This window comes from Shewanella sp. NKUCC06_TVS (genome assembly GCF_019345515.1).
Classification (GTDB): Bacteria; Pseudomonadota; Gammaproteobacteria; order Enterobacterales; family Shewanellaceae; genus Shewanella; species Shewanella oncorhynchi.
This window is the reverse complement of the sequence record NZ_JAHKQX010000019.1, coordinates 97,008-114,972: the sequence shown is the minus strand read 5'-3', so window position 1 is coordinate 114,972 and position 17,965 is coordinate 97,008. Positions and strand designations below refer to the sequence as shown.

Below are 17,965 nucleotides of genomic sequence, written 5' to 3'. Positions count from 1 at the left end.
GTTAGGTATCATAGCCTCTGCGGTTGTTACGTTTGTTGCATTACTTATCGTCTTAATCATTCTCGGCATTCGTTTCGGTGAACCATTAAATATTATCTATGTAAAAGAGGGGTTCCTCGAAGACTACAAGCAAACCAACATAGGTCAGGCGTTTGATAAATGGTCGCCTTGCGCCAACACGGCTTGGGACGAGCAACAAGCCAGCAATGGCATTACCACAGTTGTCTATACCTGCAATATGAAGCTGAAACACTTCAAGCAAGTGGGTCAAAAAGCCTCTGAAGCGGTAACCGGAAAAGTCGATGAAGCCTTTATCTCTCAGGTCACACGCGCATCATTGACGATTCAGTTCCTCATCAATCTCGACGATACCTTTGAAGTGAATACCGCAAGGTGGCAACTGTCATTGAGAGAAGGTAAAGAGTACACCCCGTATATCACCGCCAACAATGCCCTAGATGACATCTACAGTAACTCACTCAACAAGGCTATCGGCGAAATATTCACCCCCGAAAACATCCTCCTCAATCAAGTAACGAAGTAATCAACACGACCAACAGCCTGCTTTAATCAGGACAACATAACAGGGAACACCTATGAATAAGTGCATTCACGCAAGCATCAAACTCGCCATAACGTCGATAAAGACACCGCCAGCAAAGGCAAACACACTGCTTTTAAGCATACTTACAACAACATTACTCGCTGGCTGTGGCGGCTCGGAAGGTGACAGCAACAATGACAACGGACAAGTCACCCCAACGGTCTACAGCATCCCAGCGACGGCAAGCCTTGGCGGGAAAATCAGCCCAGCAATCAACATGGTTGAATCCGGTCATGCAACGACCTTCACTGTGACACCCGATACCGGCTATCAAATCGATGATATCAGTGGTTGCGGTGGCGCATTAACCCAAAACAGCTATACAACAGCGGTCATAAATGCCCAGTGTGCAGTCACCGTATCTTTCAAACTCAGCACGTACAAAATCACCACGCAAGCAACAACCGGAGGCAAAATCAGTCCCGAGAGTATTGATGTCAGTTACAACACCCACGCCAGCTTTAACCTCTCAACGAACATCGGCTATCAAATTGAATCCGTCACAGGCTGTAACGGTACGCTCAATAACAATGAGTACACCACAGGCACAGTGACATCAGATTGCCAAATCAATGCCACGTTTACCAAAATTGGCGATGGTACACTTGCTGAGCGGTACATCGATAACGGCAATGGCACCATCACCGACACGCAAACCAAACTCATGTGGATGCGCTGTAGCGTAGGACAGACTTGGCAAGACGGTAGCTGTAAAGGCAGTCCTACTACTTTTATCTGGCCATATGCCATGGGAATGTCTATCTCTGATGGTAACCACACCGACTGGCGCTTACCCACAAAAGAGGAATTAAGTTCACTGATTTATTGTTCTTCAGGCAAACCAAGTTATTGGAAACCAAACGATAATGTGTGTGAAGGTAACTATAAAAGCCCGACATTAGCGCAATCAGCATTTCCACAGACACCTGACTATGCTGGCTATTGGACATCTACTGCCAGCGATAATAGCCAGTTTGGTGGCAAGTGGCTTATCCAATTCTATGATGGTCATGGACGCTGGAATGGACCTGTCCTTTATCTATACGTCCGGATGGTGAGAGGAAAACAAAAGTAACGGTTTTCATTCAACTCAGTAGCTATTACGGCTTATTCCGCCGTAATACCTATTAATAAATTAGTTGCTTTTCAAGCATGTCTTTATATTTTTAAGGTTTCAGAGTGCAGTATCTAAAATACTTTTATAACTAGAAAATGTAATTTTGTAAAAAAACCATAAAAATAGCTTGAAAAAGTATTATCCTAGTCGAAGCCATACAAACCAAAGAGGAAATAAATGTTCAAGCTTATTCCATGTAAACCAATCATTGTTACTGTATTTTTTGCCGCAACCTTGAATGGTTGCGCAAGCCAAGAACTAGTTGCACCAGCTAAAGTTGAAATATCTAAAGAAGCGCGTCTTTTGTATAAAGGGAACAGTGCTGCAATGATGTCAACCATAGGGATTGTAGGTATTGCAATCGGAGTAGCGATAGATGAAGGCATAGCGAAAGAACTTGAAGAGGGGTTGATATCTACCGGTATAAATAGCCAAACACTTCTACTCACCTGCATGAAACAAGAGTCACAAACCAACTCCAAGACTAATATAAGTCGAGTAACAATAGAAAGCTATGCAATAGTGCCAAGAGATAACGGTTTCTTTGCCACTATTTCAGGTAGTCTAAGTCAAAATGGACAGGATAACACCTTTGAATATGGCCAAAGAGCGTTGGGGAAAACCGCTAACTTAAACCAACTTAAGACAAATCCTATGATAACTAAGGGTTTGATGCTATCCACTTGTAAAGGCTTTTGGGAGAATATTGCTACAAATGAACATAGCAGTCAGAATTAGCTTAGAGTTAATTCATCAAATTCACCGCAGAATAAGGCTCTACGTGGTTATATGTTACGGCCTCAACAGAATACCAAGTAGCAGGCCTACATTCGTGCGAATAGGCTTGAATTTTTTTGCCACTGGCAAAAGCAGCCAATATAGCAGCATAAATCTGCTGATACTGAGGATGATTAATATTAATGTATATTCTATCACCAACAGTGCATTCACCGGGATTACCAAACGCGCCGAAAACCATCAGCCCATTTCCGCGGTCGATATCAATGCGAGTAGGAATAGCAAATGCGGTGAAACTACCAGCCCAAACATTACAAACAAATAGAGACAACAAACTTAATAGTAATCTTTTTTTAAATTTCATACGACCCTCAAATTATAACAATGTAACTCTATAACCATTAACATAATATTGTATTTTTAGCACTCCTTAGCTAACAGGTCCCCAGTCAATATATGCTATAGCATAACGCTGATGCCAACATCAAATTTATATTAATAATCAACAATATAAAGATGAGTGCGGTATATTCGGCAACATGACGCATTACCAAATCGTGGAAGAAACAGCAAAATTAATCAGATAACTATATTTAGAGTAAAAAGAACAAAAAAGTATCGATTAGAGCAACAGCTTAACGATAAAAATAAAATCATAAAGTTAAGCAAATGAAGCTAACAATATGAGATATAACAACTCAACTCTATAGTAGCAGTGTGCCTATATCTTCACCATCTCCCCATCGACTGCAGTTTCCAGTACCAATAATTGTCACCGGTTTACCTGAGAGATAAGCTGCTAATAGCATACTAAATTGGCTTTTCCCGTAGGTAGCGTTTTCGTCTTTTATCATCCAATACTTATAGTGACCTTGAGTACAAGCTGGCATCTCCCCACGTTCCCCGGATAAAACAACCCAATGTAACCCATCCGTTCTGACATTGATTTGCGTAATTAGACCAGTTTGACCACCTGCAAACGCCGAAGACACGGAACATATAAATAACACGATAGACGTGACTATTTTCATCTAACTCCCTCCATAGCTACATACATTTAAAATTACGTCGAAAACTATAAAAGTCTGTTTTTGGACACGACTAGACAATCATTTTATCAGCTAAGGTTCAAATATCGCTAAAGTAGTTGCAAAGCCATTGGCATCTACAGCAGCGTCATAAACAACATTAACAGTAGTATCGGTTTTTTTCGCTGCCAGTAACAATGATAAAAAGCTAGACAATGCAATATCATCTCTCTTCACCGTAAAATGAGACACACCAGATGGCATGGTCTGTAATTTAAAAATCAATGACCCTTTCCATGTATCATGAGTCCAATTACTGCTGTACAAGTTGATCTGAGTAATTTTCGCAGCATACTCAGCTGAATAAATATTGAAACTAAACAACATAAGAAATGTTAAGAACAATTTCATAAAAGCACCACTTTTCAAATACTTCAACAACCTAGGGTAAGTAAACACCAATAATTTCTCCCTGGGGATTACTTCCATTAATGCAATCGTCAAACTTCACCATCACTTTCCTCTCTGCTAACTGAGCTGATAATAACATGGAAAATATCGCATCATATTTAGGATGGTTAGGATTTAAATGATATCTAGAACCAGAACAATCATGTGCAACTATATCAACATAAGTAGAACCTTGAACATTATAGATATGCAAATTTTTAGGAACAACAGCAGGTGTAACCCCTGCTGCTGTACAATTAAAACATAAGAAGTAAGCAAGAGTAAGCGTAAAAAATGTGCGCATATTGAACACCTAAATTTATTTAAAAACCATAAATCTATTGACTATTGGACTGCAAGTAGGATTCTGCGAAAGATTGAAATTAAACCTAATAGGTTTATCGGCCATAAATGCGGCAATTAATATTGAAGCAAGTACAGAATAATCCGCAGCAGTAGAGTCGAGCATAAATCTTGTGCCATTATCACATTGACTTAAATTATGGCGATAGTCAGTCATGAAAATCAACGCCCCTGACGTGGGGTACAATATCTTAATCTTTGTTTCCGAACTCCACACTTCCTCACCTTTAACAGCATAAGGAATACAAGCTAAGCCTAATAAAAATACTTTTAGAAGATTATTCATTAAATGTTCTCACAATAAAAGCTGGCACACCGTAATTAGTCACATTACAGTCATATCCATTTTCTTTATATCCTACGACGACTTTTTCCCCGGCCATTTGTGCGGTAAGAAGTGCAGCATACCTTTCCTTTGTACCGTCATTTTTATTCACATACCCAAGCGTACGCCATGGAGCACCCTCTTGAAAATACATGATTTTTTTTCACATTCTAGCTGAATGTTCAATATTTTTGCAACCTGACAATCTGTTCTTGCAGATACCTCACTTGAAATTCCAACTAAAATACACATTTGAAATTGAAACAAAATCCTTTTCAATACAACCTCAAAAAGCAATTAAATTATACAAGTGAGATTTGACTCTCACACCAATAGAGATTAGATCACTTAGTTAGATCTATCCGAGTCAATATCGGTATTTTAAAAATTGGCTCGCAACCATTAACCCAACCAGATAATCGTCCATTCACATGAAATGTAGATAGCAATGCTGCATACATTTCATTAAAAAGTGGATGTTCTTTTTTCAAGGCAACACCATTGTTACTTGTGCATTGCTCAGTATTTGTCACATCGCTGGGGAAATAGACTAAAATATGCTGGCCAAAGTCATGAACAACTAGTCTATTGATTGAGTCGGCAGTAAATGAGCTATTAGCCCAACAACATGGTGAGAAACAAAAAATTAAAAGAAGAGTATATTTCATTATATAAAAATCCATTATTAACTTTTTAATGTTAAACGAGTGATAAGTCGGAAAGCATCTGGATTGCTATCCCAGGGCTCGCAATTTCCAACATCGTTATAGGATATAGTAATACTACGCTCAGATGCTTGAGCGGCGAGCAGCATCGCATACATTCTTGCGCGACGTTCTGGAGTGTATTTATCGCCTACAGCAAAAGTAGTTCTATCACTACACTGTGAAACAGCCATACCATTATCACTCAATGCGACTAAAATGGTATCCCGATGGGCATAATTGACAATACTAGTTATCTTGCCTGTTGTATTAACCCATGCAGCACAAGCATGTACAGTAAACATACACAAACAGAGTACAAATAAATATTTCATAGAACCCCTTAACTAAGCACTACATAGCCAATATGACAATAATTATTACCTGAAACCTTTTCTTGATTTGTATAAATAGTAATGTTCTTACCGGCTAGATTAGCAGCTATCAAAACAGAAGAATAAGTTTGATAATTACTATCAGATTGATTTACATAGGCCCATTGATGTTCATTTCCGCAAAGCTTTGGCGAGTCTTCCAGCTCAATTCTAAAATCATAATTATTATGACCTGTTACATGGATTGCTTTAACTTTACCATAAACCATTCCATCCCATGCAATAGTGCTAAAGGGTAAGAGCGTTAAAGAAAACACGAGAAATCTGAACGAATTTAAAAACAAATGACTATTCATAGTCCACTCCGTAAACTAGTCAACATTAAAATACTTAAATCGCTAACCGACTTAATTAAGTTGCATATTAAAATGGCATCAACTTACTTCTTCAAGTCCTGTGATGATGCAGATACTTTGAGAGTTATCTACAACATACCTTAGTTTCAATCCTCTTGCCTTAGCAGACATCGCGTAAGCATACATAGACTTATTAAATTCCGTTCCATCCATATTTATTTGTCCACGACCATAAAGGCAATTTTCAGCAAACTGTGGAGATGAAATATAAGCGACACCATTATTCAAGCTTAAAGACCATTCGATTAATGTTTTTGGGGGCCGGTATCTATTAGCTTCTGCGTTTGACGATGATAAACATAAAGTAATAATTAAAAATAAAAAACATGCTAATCTAGAGTTCATAACCCCACCTTAAGGCCATATTGATTAAAATAATGACAGAGAAAATAAGTGACTAAAAATTCATTTCTTCAACATAACATAACTTGGGCGAGGTGAACTTGAATAAGTAGGGATATTCGAGCAATTTAAAGTGCTATTTTGATCGGAATACATCAGGATAACTTCTTTATCATGCACCATAGAGGTTGTTATAATCGAAAACCATAGGCTACAAGTGATAGTATCGACACCATTACTACCATCAGTACTGCAAATCCGTGTATATTCATTTCGCCAACTCCCTTTCAGGATTACATTTTTGTTGCTATCAATATAGGCGTTAGTTACTTTTCCAGCACACCAAATATTGCTAGCACATGCAGCCCCAGAGATAAACACAGAACACTGCATGATAAAGACCATAATGTACAATTTATATTTTATATTCATATCACTTTATTGAACCTATATAGACTGGCGCAGGTGCACTACTATATGTCGGCAAAGTTGCACAAGTTCCATTACCATTATAATAGAACACTGCTTTCTTATTATTATTCTGTATAGATTGCAACATTCCTGCCCAGAGTGAGCATGTTACAGTATCTACGCCTTTAAAGTTTCCTTTGGTATTACAAATATAAGTATACTTACCGCTGCCAGAATGAAGAATATTTACAGAACCATCACTATAGACAAGAACCCGTTGAATATCTGCCTCACAGCTAAATGCAGCGTTTGATTCATTTACCTGACAAAACACTAATATCAACACTGTGAATATATACTTACTCATTTAAATAACCTTAATATTGCTTTTAGCATTTCTAAAAATTGAAATTTATTTCTAGAAATGCATCCAACTTGACCCGCTAAGCAACTGAAATATGAGTCAATAAACACGTTTGTTGACTCATCAACTCAATTGATCGGTTCCAGTGGCCCTAGAGGTTCAAAGCTGATCGCTTGATCCTCAATTTGATAAATATATTCTGGGATATAGTCGCTGTAGAAGCCTAAGGTATAACCAAACTTACGGTAGGCTAACTTTGCTAACGCGCTAAGCGGCAAGGAAATATTCCCAACTACTTTGCCCGCCATACGTGGCAGGCTATAAAATTTATCGTGGGATTGTAGCGCTAGGTACATGGCCTGCCGATATTGGACTTCTTCGGCACCGCCAAAGATTTTCAACATGACGTCAATGGTTGGCAGCGTGACATTCGCCACATGATCGTAAGATGCCGTCGATATCTTACCAAACTCAGTGGCGCTAACGAAATCTTGGATCAACGCTGCCACATCGACCGCTTTCACACGGAAGAAACCGGCCAAAATATCACTCATCATATGGGATGGCGGATCCAGCTCCCAATTAAAGTTATCGGCCTCCTTGATGCTGACCAAATAGGTCATATCTTGGTACTGATCATGCAGTACCGCACTCCAAAAATAGATAGTCCAGTCTGCATAGGATAAAAATCGGTTATCTGCTGGCAGTGGTTTCAGCACTAAGGTGTCTGCGGGGATCTTGACACTGAGGGTATCGCCATCGGCCATCAGCTTACGTTTATAGCCCTTAATGCCCAGATAATGCATCTGCTGCAGATGCTCGAAGGCGCGAGCCGGAGCTGCGGCGCCATGCAGCGCCTCTGATGCAAGAGCGAGATGACGATTACTGATACTCAATAAGTCCATCGTTCTGGATTCGGTACGGATCATATTCATGATCCAATCCAGACTTTCCAAACGTTCCTGATAAACCCATGCATGGCCCTTGAGCCTTTCTAGGTGAAAGGGTAGCGGACGGGATAAATCGACTGATTGCATCTTGTTAATACCTCTAAATCAATACCTTCTAATACTGTGGATATGGTTAACCTTGGGTCAACCATTTCATCTTAGTGGTGCCCAGGGCGCCTGTGGCCGAATCAATGCTCTGCTCTATGGCGATATAGGCCTGCCTTTCTTGCACAACTTCCCTCATTTGGATTGTCATACCTAGATCGTTGACCCGTTTCCTGTCTTCGCGTGACATAGTGCCATTACGGAAAGCATCACTCCCAACATATTCTTCATGCTTGTCCTTCATATGTCGCCAGATATTCTCCTGATAAGCACGACTGCCCTGCTGAGCGCTCTCAGCCATACCTGTAGCATTGACACTTACCTGAGCGGTACCATATTGAGAACTGGGGTTAATACCGCCCTTGGCCTCTAGTTGGATCAAGGTCTTATTGCCTTTTGCATCGGTAACCAGATAGATTTTATCAAACTGCTGGTTTTTACGCTTATCTAAATAGCTGGCATTGAGAGGCGTTACCTCGGCAAACTGTTGCTTAAGTAGGTGTATTGAACGCTGCTCGCCGATAATTTCAGAATAGGTATTAACCTCATATCTGGCTTGGGCAATGTCCTTCTTACTTTGGGCACTTAAGGCACCACGTATCTCACCTTGCTCCAACTCTCTAACGTGATCCAGCTTGGCTTGGCGCATTTGAGTCAGTTCGGCAATGGTAACTGGCGTTTCCTGAGTTGGGATATTCACTTTTAAGTTGTTGAATTCTGGTGTAATTGCGAACTCATCCACCCGGATATTAGCATCACGTTTATAGCCAGGTTTATCGGCGATTTTTACACCAACAACCCTTACCCATCGACCATTGGCTTGTAGCTCAAACCCCTGCCTGTGCTGAGACAAAATACGGTCTTCTGTGATAACGGTATGAGGCACTTGCTGCTTATAAAGATAATAATCTTGCACAGCCTTAGCTTCGGCATCTAGTTCAGCTTTTTTCAATACCCTAGTCGTTGGATCCATAGCATTGAAATGTGCATCATCCATTAGTTTATCTAGACGACTAGCGAATATAGCTCGGTTGGGATTGTTCTTAGCAGCAATATAAATCTCTTCAAAGAGAACTTCGGGTTTCAGCCCTTTAGTGAACTTATCGATGACTATCTCATACATCGCATCTTCGGCTACAGCCTTCAACAAATCTATAAGGAACTCTTGCTTTTTGTCTGCATCAACTATTTTGTTATATTCAGCAGCTGCGGTACCAAACCTTTCGCCCAACTCCCAAGCCGAATAAATGCTCAAAGCTCCCATACTGAGCTCTAATGCAAGTGACAATCCTGGAATAACATTGTTCTGTGCGGCATTTTCGGCACTATTAGCCGCAATTCCGACCTCTAGCTCAGCAACAAAAGCCGCCATACCTCCGGCCAATTTCGCATAGTCAACTCCGAGTTCCTTAATTTTTTTGAGATTGGCAAAATCTGCATCAGTAGGTTTAGTTCTCAATTGATTATACTTGGCCATCAAGGCCTTAAATTGAGGTGTATCAGGCGTCAAAGCTAAAATACTTTCATCATAAGCAAGACCCAGTTCTTGCATTGCCTTAATTAGCTCTTTCTGCGTTTCAGACATCATGGCATGGGTATAAATTTGCGCCGTAGCTTCTCCTACTACAGCCCCAGTGGCACCACTGGTGCAGGCATTACTCGAACTCGTAGATGAACCATCTATTGATGCGCTGGCAGTCCCAAGAGTGCAACCCAATGCAGCATGAGAAATATAACGCATGACTTCGTTAAACTTACCTTCGCTAGTTAGCGAGCCAATTTTATTGGCTACCTTGGCGCCGATGGCATTAACGGCCGAGTGCTTCAGGGATATAACGAGGGCGTCACCGAAATCATCAAAATTGCCTCCAGTAACAATGGTAGAAACACCGGAACTGACAGTGCTCTGTATTAAGGCCTGCTGGGCCTGATAGGCCAAACTACTAGCTTGCTGAGCGAACGTTAACTCGACCCCTGGAACCTCCACTACCTTATGAAAAAACTCGAACCCTTCTAAGGAATCTGAATTCATTATCCCAGCAGTGAGCATAGATGTAGCCAGCGAAGTAACACCGGATTTAGAAGTCAATGATTTTAAGCTATCACCTAGACCATCGCCATTAGCAAGCCCTTGAGCCATCCGAGTGGCTAGAGTAAGCGCGCCAGCCTGAATAGCCGCTTGACTGATTAACGTTGTCCCTCCAATGGAGAGAGCGCCAATACTGCCAGCTGAAGTGCTAGTAGCAATCATGCCTGCCCCTGGCCCCATAGCAACCGCCATAGCAATAGCGATAATCACCATCGCCCCCGCACCCAGCTGACTTGACTTATCATGCTTGTGGATTTTTAACAGCTCAGCATAAATGACTTCTACTTTCTGGCTGTAATCCTCGTCCTCATAGATTTCAGCCATCCAGGCTAAATCGGGAGTATTTTTGAATGCTGCCATTAATTCGTCGAGAGATTGATCTTCCGTCTTGCCAAATTCTAGGGTTAACCCCTTAGTAGCTTGGATATCGACACCACCGACAATCGTGTTGTAAACAGCAGTTTCAACTTTATCTTCAATAGTTTCAGTCTTGATTTTCCAGAAGCCTGTTTTAACACGATTGTAGTAATAGTGATCCTGCTCTTCTGCAAGCAGCATATTCACTTTACCATTAGCGGCATTGATTCGAGTGCCCTGAGTCGACTTTAATTCAGCCGCTTTAAGGGTAATGTCACCAAATTCTGTTGCAAGTAGCACTCCCCTACCAGCATCGAGCGATGAACGGATTGCTATCGTTTGGAGCTTTTGCTCTTGTATAGTGACCTTACGAACCTTTCCTGAACGAGAAGATTCAAACTGATTGAATTCATTAGCAATATATATGCCTTGTGACGCAAGAATTTCAATAATACCTTTATCAGCAAACAAGGTTGCGGCATTAAGTTCTATAGCGCCAGATGCGATAAGATAAATACTGTCTTTTGCACTGAGTCTCGTTGCAGTATGCTCAATAATGGATTGCGACTCATTATACCCACCCACTATTTCATTACGATTATTAGTAGTATATTGAGTCGTTAATTGAATATTCCCATTTGCAGCTAAGGTTATGTTATTGCCAGAAATAGTACCTCCAGCAACGATTAAGTCATTGTAACTATTAATCGTCACATTCCCATTAACAGCATTAACACTTGCAATTTGTCCTAAACGTGTTCCTTGATCGTATTTGGTGGCATATCTATGAACCATTGTTTTTTGCTGATACTGATTAGCAATAATGTTGACATTGTCTTTAGCTGAAAAACGGCCAGATAAGTTTTGTAAAGTACCGCCAACGAGTAAGTTTAAGTCACCTTTTGCAACAACACTTGCGCCTTCATTAACGGTAAAATTACCCGCTGTACTGATAAAAGTCCCTCTACGAGTATAAATTGTGCCAGCATTAACAGTAATAGTATTAAACTTGGCCTCAGCCCCCGAGAATTCGACTCTATGGCTATTCACCAACAACTCTGTAACAGTAGCATCAGTAAGATGAACGACAGGCACAAGGACAGCTTCATTATTTACCAGTCGAGTTTCAGGCCAAATAAAATTATGTCCAAATGAATTAACTTGAGCGCGGGTAATTTTGTCGCCAAACTTAGCGGAAGAAGTAGCGCTGAATTGATAAGCCTGATTATAGAGATCATTTATCTGTTCAACTTCAGTCGAATAAGAGTCATTAAGTAAATTCCTATTCAGCAAGTTAAATATTTGAGATCTTACGAAACGAGTCTGTACATATTGATCTCCAATACGTTTCCCTAATGGGTAGTTAGGGATAATAATAGTTATACCATCATTGATAATAGGGATCATCTGAGGAGAAGGCAGTGCACTTCTCCTGAAAGCTAACAGTTTCTGATGAAATAACTCTATCGTTTGTATATTTGTACCGATAGCATCTTCTATATAAAATGCCTTTTCAAACTGTCTATTATGATTATACACACGCTCAAACTGTGAATTTGAGTTAACATCAGACTCAATAAATGAATCAGATATTAACTCCACAGCTTGTACCGTTGCAGGTAAACAGATTTGCAACAACATTAAGCATGACATTAGATAAGCTGTAAACCTTTGCCAAATAGGTTTTACGTAGGTTACTTTTCCTTTAGTTTTGATACTCATCATGTAATCCTACAATTCTAATATGGTAAATAGTTCATTAATTCAGCAACGGAAATACGCTTAGTTAAATCATGGGATTCAGAGAAACTCCTAGTCCCTGCATATGGCACAGTTACAGTATACTGCTCTGTTTGTTTGTATTTTACTAAAACATCATTCCCACTTAATGAATAAGAGATAAAATTTATAGTATTGGATGTAGTCCCATTCACCTTACGTTCGCGTACTTGTTTGAATGCAGAACTCCATAAACTCGAGTCAATAGTTAGCGTCGATATATAATTTCTGGCTGCATCACTATACTGCTTTTCCGTATATTTCTTAGGCTCCAAGGTGTCTGCTGAGCAAGCATTATCTTTAAGAGTCCCTGGCACTAATTTCATTAAAACTCTAATGGGTATTCGATTACTATAATTTTGAGTAAGAGTATTACTATAAGGAACATGATTATAACCATGAAAAGTATTAGCTTGCTTGTAACCAATAACTACATAGCATCCATCAATTGAATAAGAGGAATATGTCAACAAGCTAGTAACGTTACTGAATGCTTTCTTCTGTGAAGCTGTCCAAGTGACAAACTGAGTTGGTAATGCCTCTACATAAGCTTTACTTGCCGCCTCAAATTGCGCTGGCGTATAGCCAGTTGCTCCCAACTCACGGTCTTTTGCTTCCTCACTCAATAACCAAGTAATACTTACCTGAAAACTGTAATTATCGCACTTACTATACACACGATTGAGTCCCCAACCTTTAAATGTCACCATTTTACATTGAGTACGCACACCTGTAAGCATATCGCCTTGTACCTCTGATTTATTTACAGTTCCATAGTCATAATCATTATTTTTGTAAAAAAATGGTGCTAAGTATTGGTTAATAACATCGATTTCTTTAGCTTGTCTAATATTGATGTTTGCGATATCTAAATCAGATTGAGATGCTATACTTTCATCTACTCCATAAATACTACCACTAACCGAAAATAAAGTTTCAGCCTCTGCAAGCGTCATTACATGTTCACCATCGCAAGTTCGAAACATTAAACAATTTCGAATATCATGCAAAGCAGTAAAATCGTAGTTTTCAGACACTTCTAGTCCAATCGTTTTAATTTCTGTTTGATGAAAATGTGCATCAGAAAACACTTCAAAATAAGACAACTCGTTTATAAACTCTTCGTCTATAGAATCTGTATCTTTGCCATCACTGAATCTAAATTCACCGAAAGAATAAAATCGTGCAGGAGGGGAGTAAGCTATAACTTTCGTTGTAGTGCCGATCCTTGCAGAGTCATACTGCCTGCTCTTATCTGAGCTCATAATAGCCTGATTATAAACGTAACTTTCCATCTGCATTCGATAACGCTCATTACTAAATTTAGGGGAATTTATAACCAGAGTACCAGACTGATTTAAGCCTATTATTGCAGATGAGTTAAGAACATAATTTGATGCTTTAATCTCAAGCTTATGCTCTGCTCGAACAGAAACCTGATTAGCTAGTTGATTATTAACTGAAATCCCAGCACTCCAATCATCTGATGATGATTTTACAATTGAATATGGGTTAATATTTTCAAACGCTTTAGCTTGAATCGATATATTATTTCCTGATATGTGAGCAGATAAATTACTTGATATGGTACCAGTTTCTGAGACATCATAAAAAATCCCAAGCTTAAGAGAAGTTAAATCTGAAGATATAGGCAACCAAGTTGTCGCTATTGTGTAAGGCACTTTATCGCTTCTAGAGCCATTAGTAACATTGCCAGCATTAGCCTTAAGTACTATTTGACTTGCTTTAATATCACCACCATAACTATTATGAATACCATGTTCAGCTTCAACATTGATTATTTTTGACGAAAGCCTTCCACTATTGATCAAATTTCGAGCAGCAATTTCAATCAATTCAGACTGGATATAGCCCGTAACATACGTATCATAGCCTGATATTAAAGATACATCTTTTGCAACGATTGAGTTACCAACATCTAGTCGATTAATTGACTTTATAACAATCTTATTATCTGTTGATAACTTCCCCCACATTACAATATTATTCTTTTTATAGCTGAATGCTTCATTCCCTGCACCTTGAATAAATATACCTTCTATAGGCGCATAGAACTGACCATTTAATGTACTGGTCGAGAGTATGTCAGAAATAGTACTGATATCCGCAGTAGATGTGATTTTAATATTCTGGGGGGTAAGAATGGCCACTGACGCTGCGCGAATTCTACTACTTAAAATAAATTCATCACTAACAACATCAGCAGAATCCACTCTCAAGTTTTCGTAGTTAATGACCATTTTTCCAGGATAAAAACTGACTCCACCCGAACCTACAATTTTACTTCCTTGCGGATGAATTACATATCCGCCTTCAGAATGAATATCAGCCCTTAAATTAAGATCGATATCTCCAGACAAGAGCACTTTATCAGCAATAAACTCTAAAGATTGGACACCTGGAGATTTAATATTTGACAACTGCATACGCCCAGCATTCAAGGTCGTTAACTTACCTACAACACCAGAAGCATGAATTGCTTGCTTAGTGCCAATCGATGCTAATGCAAAAGTTACTCGCCCAACATTATTAAATGAGCATTCTTTACAGGCTGATGCTGAAGACGATATAAATAAAATATTTGCTGGAGCACCAATTATTTCTACTTCATTTGAGATTGAGATATTAGATGATTTAATGATAATTGTATTAGCGGGTGTTATAGAGTGGTTGACGCTATCTGAACCATTAAAAATCACTAATTTTTTAGATAATACTGAGAAGTTTGAAAATTCATTATATGAAATCCCCTTTACAGGCTTGTCTATAATTAATATATCAAAACTCGAATCATCGTGCTGTACAAACTTAGTTTCAGAATTACCAGCAAGCACTGATACCGAACCAAATGCAGGCGCCATAAAACCGAGATCAAAAGTTAATAATAAGAAAAAAAAGGCTTTCAATATTGTAAATTTAGTTCTTTTCATAACATCCCATGTCTTTAGACTTTGATTGAGCCTAGCCTATTACCTAGAAGTAACGTACTAATGCCACCAAAAAAATTGGCGAGACTTTAACACAAAAAACCAAAATGTATCAACCATGTTTCAATTTAAATAATGCTTTTTTTACTGCGACCCGTAAATACCGCATAGCACACCAATAAATAAACCAAATCAGCTATTGGATATTATTTAATCAAATGCGTATGGAGTTATGAATTAGTAGTATTTAATACATGAATACCTAAAACATGAGGCGTCGATTAATACAATAAGCAGCAATAGAAAATAGAAAATAGAAAATAGAAAATAGAAAGAAGAATATAATCACCGATGCAATTATTTACCTAACAAAAACGACAAATAAAATCTATACAAATATTATTTTTCATGCACATTCACTAGTAGCCTAAACGTTATTAAACTAAGAAACTTATCCGCTTTTGAGTTTTTTATCTGATTTTCAGTCGAATTGCAGTGAACTATTCACTTTAGATTTTTTACATAATTGAGCATTTCTAACAGCTCACAGAAACCGATACTAAATTGGTAAATTCAAGTATCACATTACAATTAAGCAGAATATAACAGAACCTTAATCAAATGAGGAATACTGACTTTTAGGATAGACCTGCAGACAATAGGCCACAAGCACAACACCGAACAAGGAGATTTCAGTTCAAAGACTCTACAATTGAAACTGTATTAATATTTATGCGGACAGTTCGTCCCCTTGCGAGTACTGAAAAGCTTCATCAACTCAGTAGTTGGCTTATGAGGGAAGCTGATTGCTCTAGAAAAAAGGCTATCATGACGAAGTTATAGGACTTGACATGTCTATTCGCCTGATAGCCAGTTAACACATGAAGCAACGTAGAATAATGCTTATCCCAAATGAGTTGATTAGCAAGAGCCTAGGAGTGATGTATAAAGCGAAGAGAACTGTGGACATTTTTCATTCAAAAAAATTACAATTATCCCCGTAACGACTCTTATTACATGCTAAAAATTAGCTTCTCACTCCAGCCATCTGACGATAAAATAAGCATTTAAAATAGAAATTCTTCTATTATTTAAAATATAGCTAACAGGTAAGCAATAAAATTAGTGTTTTATCGCATATAATAAGGGCAACAGAACGATTTCGATTCATCTTCTCTATAGCCCTTTATTCTATTGTATTTTTTAAGTTAATAGTCTTTATAACTTAAGCAAGATTTTATTTGCTACTAGTTATGTGTTTTATTCTTGAAAGACCTTGGATGCAACCATCCAAATGTAAAGAAAGTGACTGAGACGTAATATGAGAGGAAAGAATCAGTGAATATATTTCTCCAAAATATGGATGTTTATCATCTAAAATATAATAATCTGATCGCCCACACTCACCTAAATCTGACATCCCCTCTTGTTTTATAAGGACTCCGGTATGCCCCTCATACCACGTTATTATTGTGATCTTGCCAGTGCTGCCTCCAGATGCCGCATTTACAAAACCACAAACTGACATAATTAGAAAAAAAACGATATACATAGTAATTTTCATTCAGGTACTTCCTTGTAAGGATAAAAAATAAAACGGTTGCCTGACAGTGTACAACATGGATTGGTCAGTTTGATAGATGCTATATGATACAGTGCGCATTACTGATTCGAAAAAAGATCTGTACTTTAATTATAATTAAAGTGCATTTTTAGCGCTAAATCGACGTGTTTAGCGCATTCTTTTAATGAGCTCGTGCAAAACTCAGACTGAACTCTGAACAAAATATCGCTTAACAGCTTTAAATCTCTAGGGTTCAAAATAGCCATGAGTGAGGTATTACACTTCTTAATAGATGACAAACTTCAATATGCAACTACACGCCGATACCATCTTTATATCCTGTTCAATGCGGTGAAAATTTTTAGTACAAAAAATATCTAACATTTGTGTGTTTCCAAGCCTCCCAAGTGCTACAAGTCGCAGGAACATCATCCCCATCAAACCACACGCTCCCCATGTCAGCTTGAGTCGCCTTAGCATGCATAAGCATAGATAGCATTGACTTACATGTTTCGGCACTTGTTATATAAGGAGTGCCAGATACACTCCATTCTGAGTTAGGATTACATATAAATACGGCGTTATTCATGCTGCTTAACTTCAGCATTATACCATCTGGTGCGTGAAGACCAACCTTCTCAACAGTACCCCCACACTGAATTGTTGCCGCATGAGAATAAGTGGTTAAAATAAATAAAGCTAAAATGATTTTCCTCATTAATTTTCCTATTTATAGAATGAATGCCCAATGTCTCGATGTACGTTAACTAATCCATTTTTCCTGCTATCTTGCTATGTAGTGGCTGAACAATTTTGCCACTGCAATCGAAACACTTAGTATTCTGAGCTCTTGCTTCAGTTTTGTATTTTAATAACTATTAACATGCAGAAATCGAGCGTTTACGCGCATATTTGAGCGGTTTCAGCAGGAAATGACAGCAAACAGCAGCCCAGATGCTTTTATGCATATAATAGT

At 38.6% G+C, this 17,965-nt stretch carries 18 protein-coding genes; 3 read left to right on the top strand and 15 right to left on the bottom strand.

Annotated elements, in window-relative coordinates; translation table 11 throughout:
* From KO531_RS19180 to KO531_RS19170, 3 genes are all read left to right on the top strand, one after another.
* Positions 1-544, top strand: a 544-nt coding sequence (locus KO531_RS19180) for a hypothetical protein (RefSeq protein WP_219252004.1), incomplete at its 5' end; no start/stop codon positions are given.
* Between the two features lie 52 nt (positions 545-596).
* Complete coding sequence (locus KO531_RS19175) at positions 597-1,679, top strand: DUF1566 domain-containing protein (protein ID WP_219252003.1); 1,083 nt, start codon at positions 597-599, stop codon at positions 1,677-1,679.
* A gap of 219 nt (positions 1,680-1,898) precedes the next feature.
* The gene (locus tag KO531_RS19170) at positions 1,899-2,459 is read left to right on the top strand and encodes a hypothetical protein (protein WP_219252002.1); all 561 of its coding nucleotides are present in this window, start codon (positions 1,899-1,901) and stop codon (positions 2,457-2,459) included.
* Positions 2,460-2,466: 7 nt separating this feature from the next.
* On the opposite strand, the gene KO531_RS19165 is transcribed toward KO531_RS19170, so the two are convergent.
* From KO531_RS19165 to KO531_RS19095, 15 genes are all read right to left on the bottom strand, one after another.
* Entirely contained in the window at positions 2,467-2,823 is a 357-nt protein-coding gene (locus KO531_RS19165) for a hypothetical protein (RefSeq protein ID WP_219252001.1), read from the bottom strand.
* A 340-nt stretch (positions 2,824-3,163) separates the two neighbouring features.
* Entirely contained in the window at positions 3,164-3,490 is a 327-nt protein-coding gene (locus KO531_RS19160) for a hypothetical protein (protein ID WP_219252000.1), read from the bottom strand.
* A 90-nt stretch (positions 3,491-3,580) separates the two neighbouring features.
* Positions 3,581-3,898 (bottom strand): hypothetical protein, encoded by a 318-nt coding sequence (locus KO531_RS19155; RefSeq protein ID WP_219251999.1) that lies wholly within the window; start codon positions 3,896-3,898, stop codon positions 3,581-3,583.
* 31 nt (positions 3,899-3,929) lie between these two features.
* Positions 3,930-4,241: a hypothetical protein gene (locus KO531_RS19150; RefSeq protein ID WP_219251998.1), complete on the bottom strand. Its 312-nt coding sequence runs from the start codon at positions 4,239-4,241 to the stop codon at positions 3,930-3,932.
* Positions 4,242-4,256: 15 nt separating this feature from the next.
* Entirely contained in the window at positions 4,257-4,586 is a 330-nt protein-coding gene (locus KO531_RS19145) for a hypothetical protein (protein WP_219251997.1), read from the bottom strand.
* Positions 4,579-4,779 (bottom strand): hypothetical protein, encoded by a 201-nt coding sequence (locus KO531_RS19140; protein ID WP_219251996.1) that lies wholly within the window; start codon positions 4,777-4,779, stop codon positions 4,579-4,581. Before KO531_RS19140 ends, KO531_RS19145 begins: the two co-directional genes overlap by 8 nt.
* Before the next feature lie 531 nt (positions 4,780-5,310).
* The gene (locus tag KO531_RS19135) at positions 5,311-5,664 is read right to left on the bottom strand and encodes a hypothetical protein (RefSeq protein ID WP_219251995.1); all 354 of its coding nucleotides are present in this window, start codon (positions 5,662-5,664) and stop codon (positions 5,311-5,313) included.
* 8 nt (positions 5,665-5,672) lie between these two features.
* A complete protein-coding gene (locus tag KO531_RS19130; RefSeq protein WP_168826720.1) occupies positions 5,673-6,020 on the bottom strand; it encodes a hypothetical protein in 348 nt (115 codons plus the stop codon).
* A gap of 78 nt (positions 6,021-6,098) precedes the next feature.
* Positions 6,099-6,425: a hypothetical protein gene (locus KO531_RS19125; RefSeq protein ID WP_219251994.1), complete on the bottom strand. Its 327-nt coding sequence runs from the start codon at positions 6,423-6,425 to the stop codon at positions 6,099-6,101.
* 430 nt (positions 6,426-6,855) lie between these two features.
* Positions 6,856-7,200 (bottom strand): hypothetical protein, encoded by a 345-nt coding sequence (locus KO531_RS19120; RefSeq protein ID WP_219251993.1) that lies wholly within the window; start codon positions 7,198-7,200, stop codon positions 6,856-6,858.
* A gap of 125 nt (positions 7,201-7,325) precedes the next feature.
* Entirely contained in the window at positions 7,326-8,234 is a 909-nt protein-coding gene (locus tag KO531_RS19115; protein WP_219251992.1) for an Imm49 family immunity protein, read from the bottom strand.
* Between the two features lie 46 nt (positions 8,235-8,280).
* Positions 8,281-12,420: a DUF637 domain-containing protein gene (locus tag KO531_RS19110; RefSeq protein ID WP_219251991.1), complete on the bottom strand. Its 4,140-nt coding sequence runs from the start codon at positions 12,418-12,420 to the stop codon at positions 8,281-8,283.
* A 17-nt stretch (positions 12,421-12,437) separates the two neighbouring features.
* Complete coding sequence (locus KO531_RS19105; protein WP_219251990.1) at positions 12,438-15,428, bottom strand: hypothetical protein; 2,991 nt, start codon at positions 15,426-15,428, stop codon at positions 12,438-12,440.
* Positions 15,429-16,662: 1,234 nt separating this feature from the next.
* A complete protein-coding gene (locus KO531_RS19100; protein ID WP_219251989.1) occupies positions 16,663-16,989 on the bottom strand; it encodes a hypothetical protein in 327 nt (108 codons plus the stop codon).
* 361 nt (positions 16,990-17,350) lie between these two features.
* Positions 17,351-17,707: a hypothetical protein gene (locus KO531_RS19095; protein WP_168826708.1), complete on the bottom strand. Its 357-nt coding sequence runs from the start codon at positions 17,705-17,707 to the stop codon at positions 17,351-17,353.
* Positions 17,708-17,965: the final 258 nt, after the last annotated feature.

What these genes read in the sequence shown, in the direction of transcription:
- KO531_RS19175 (WP_219252003.1), top strand. Translation starts at nt 597, where the DNA reads ATGAATAAGTGCATTCACGCAAGCATCAAACTCGCCATAACGTCGATA.
- KO531_RS19170 (WP_219252002.1), top strand. Translation starts at nt 1,899, where the DNA reads ATGTTCAAGCTTATTCCATGTAAACCAATCATTGTTACTGTATTTTTT.
- KO531_RS19165 (WP_219252001.1), bottom strand. Translation starts at nt 2,823, where the DNA reads ATGAAATTTAAAAAAAGATTACTATTAAGTTTGTTGTCTCTATTTGTT.
- KO531_RS19160 (WP_219252000.1), bottom strand. Translation starts at nt 3,490, where the DNA reads ATGAAAATAGTCACGTCTATCGTGTTATTTATATGTTCCGTGTCTTCG.
- KO531_RS19155 (WP_219251999.1), bottom strand. Translation starts at nt 3,898, where the DNA reads ATGAAATTGTTCTTAACATTTCTTATGTTGTTTAGTTTCAATATTTAT.
- KO531_RS19150 (WP_219251998.1), bottom strand. Translation starts at nt 4,241, where the DNA reads ATGCGCACATTTTTTACGCTTACTCTTGCTTACTTCTTATGTTTTAAT.
- KO531_RS19145 (WP_219251997.1), bottom strand. Translation starts at nt 4,586, where the DNA reads ATGAATAATCTTCTAAAAGTATTTTTATTAGGCTTAGCTTGTATTCCT.
- KO531_RS19140 (WP_219251996.1), bottom strand. Translation starts at nt 4,779, where the DNA reads ATGTATTTTCAAGAGGGTGCTCCATGGCGTACGCTTGGGTATGTGAAT.
- KO531_RS19135 (WP_219251995.1), bottom strand. Translation starts at nt 5,664, where the DNA reads ATGAAATATTTATTTGTACTCTGTTTGTGTATGTTTACTGTACATGCT.
- KO531_RS19130 (WP_168826720.1), bottom strand. Translation starts at nt 6,020, where the DNA reads ATGAATAGTCATTTGTTTTTAAATTCGTTCAGATTTCTCGTGTTTTCT.
- KO531_RS19125 (WP_219251994.1), bottom strand. Translation starts at nt 6,425, where the DNA reads ATGAACTCTAGATTAGCATGTTTTTTATTTTTAATTATTACTTTATGT.
- KO531_RS19120 (WP_219251993.1), bottom strand. Translation starts at nt 7,200, where the DNA reads ATGAGTAAGTATATATTCACAGTGTTGATATTAGTGTTTTGTCAGGTA.
- KO531_RS19115 (WP_219251992.1), bottom strand. Translation starts at nt 8,234, where the DNA reads ATGCAATCAGTCGATTTATCCCGTCCGCTACCCTTTCACCTAGAAAGG.
- KO531_RS19110 (WP_219251991.1), bottom strand. Translation starts at nt 12,420, where the DNA reads ATGAGTATCAAAACTAAAGGAAAAGTAACCTACGTAAAACCTATTTGG.
- KO531_RS19105 (WP_219251990.1), bottom strand. Translation starts at nt 15,428, where the DNA reads ATGAAAAGAACTAAATTTACAATATTGAAAGCCTTTTTTTTCTTATTA.
- KO531_RS19100 (WP_219251989.1), bottom strand. Translation starts at nt 16,989, where the DNA reads ATGAAAATTACTATGTATATCGTTTTTTTTCTAATTATGTCAGTTTGT.
- KO531_RS19095 (WP_168826708.1), bottom strand. Translation starts at nt 17,707, where the DNA reads ATGAGGAAAATCATTTTAGCTTTATTTATTTTAACCACTTATTCTCAT.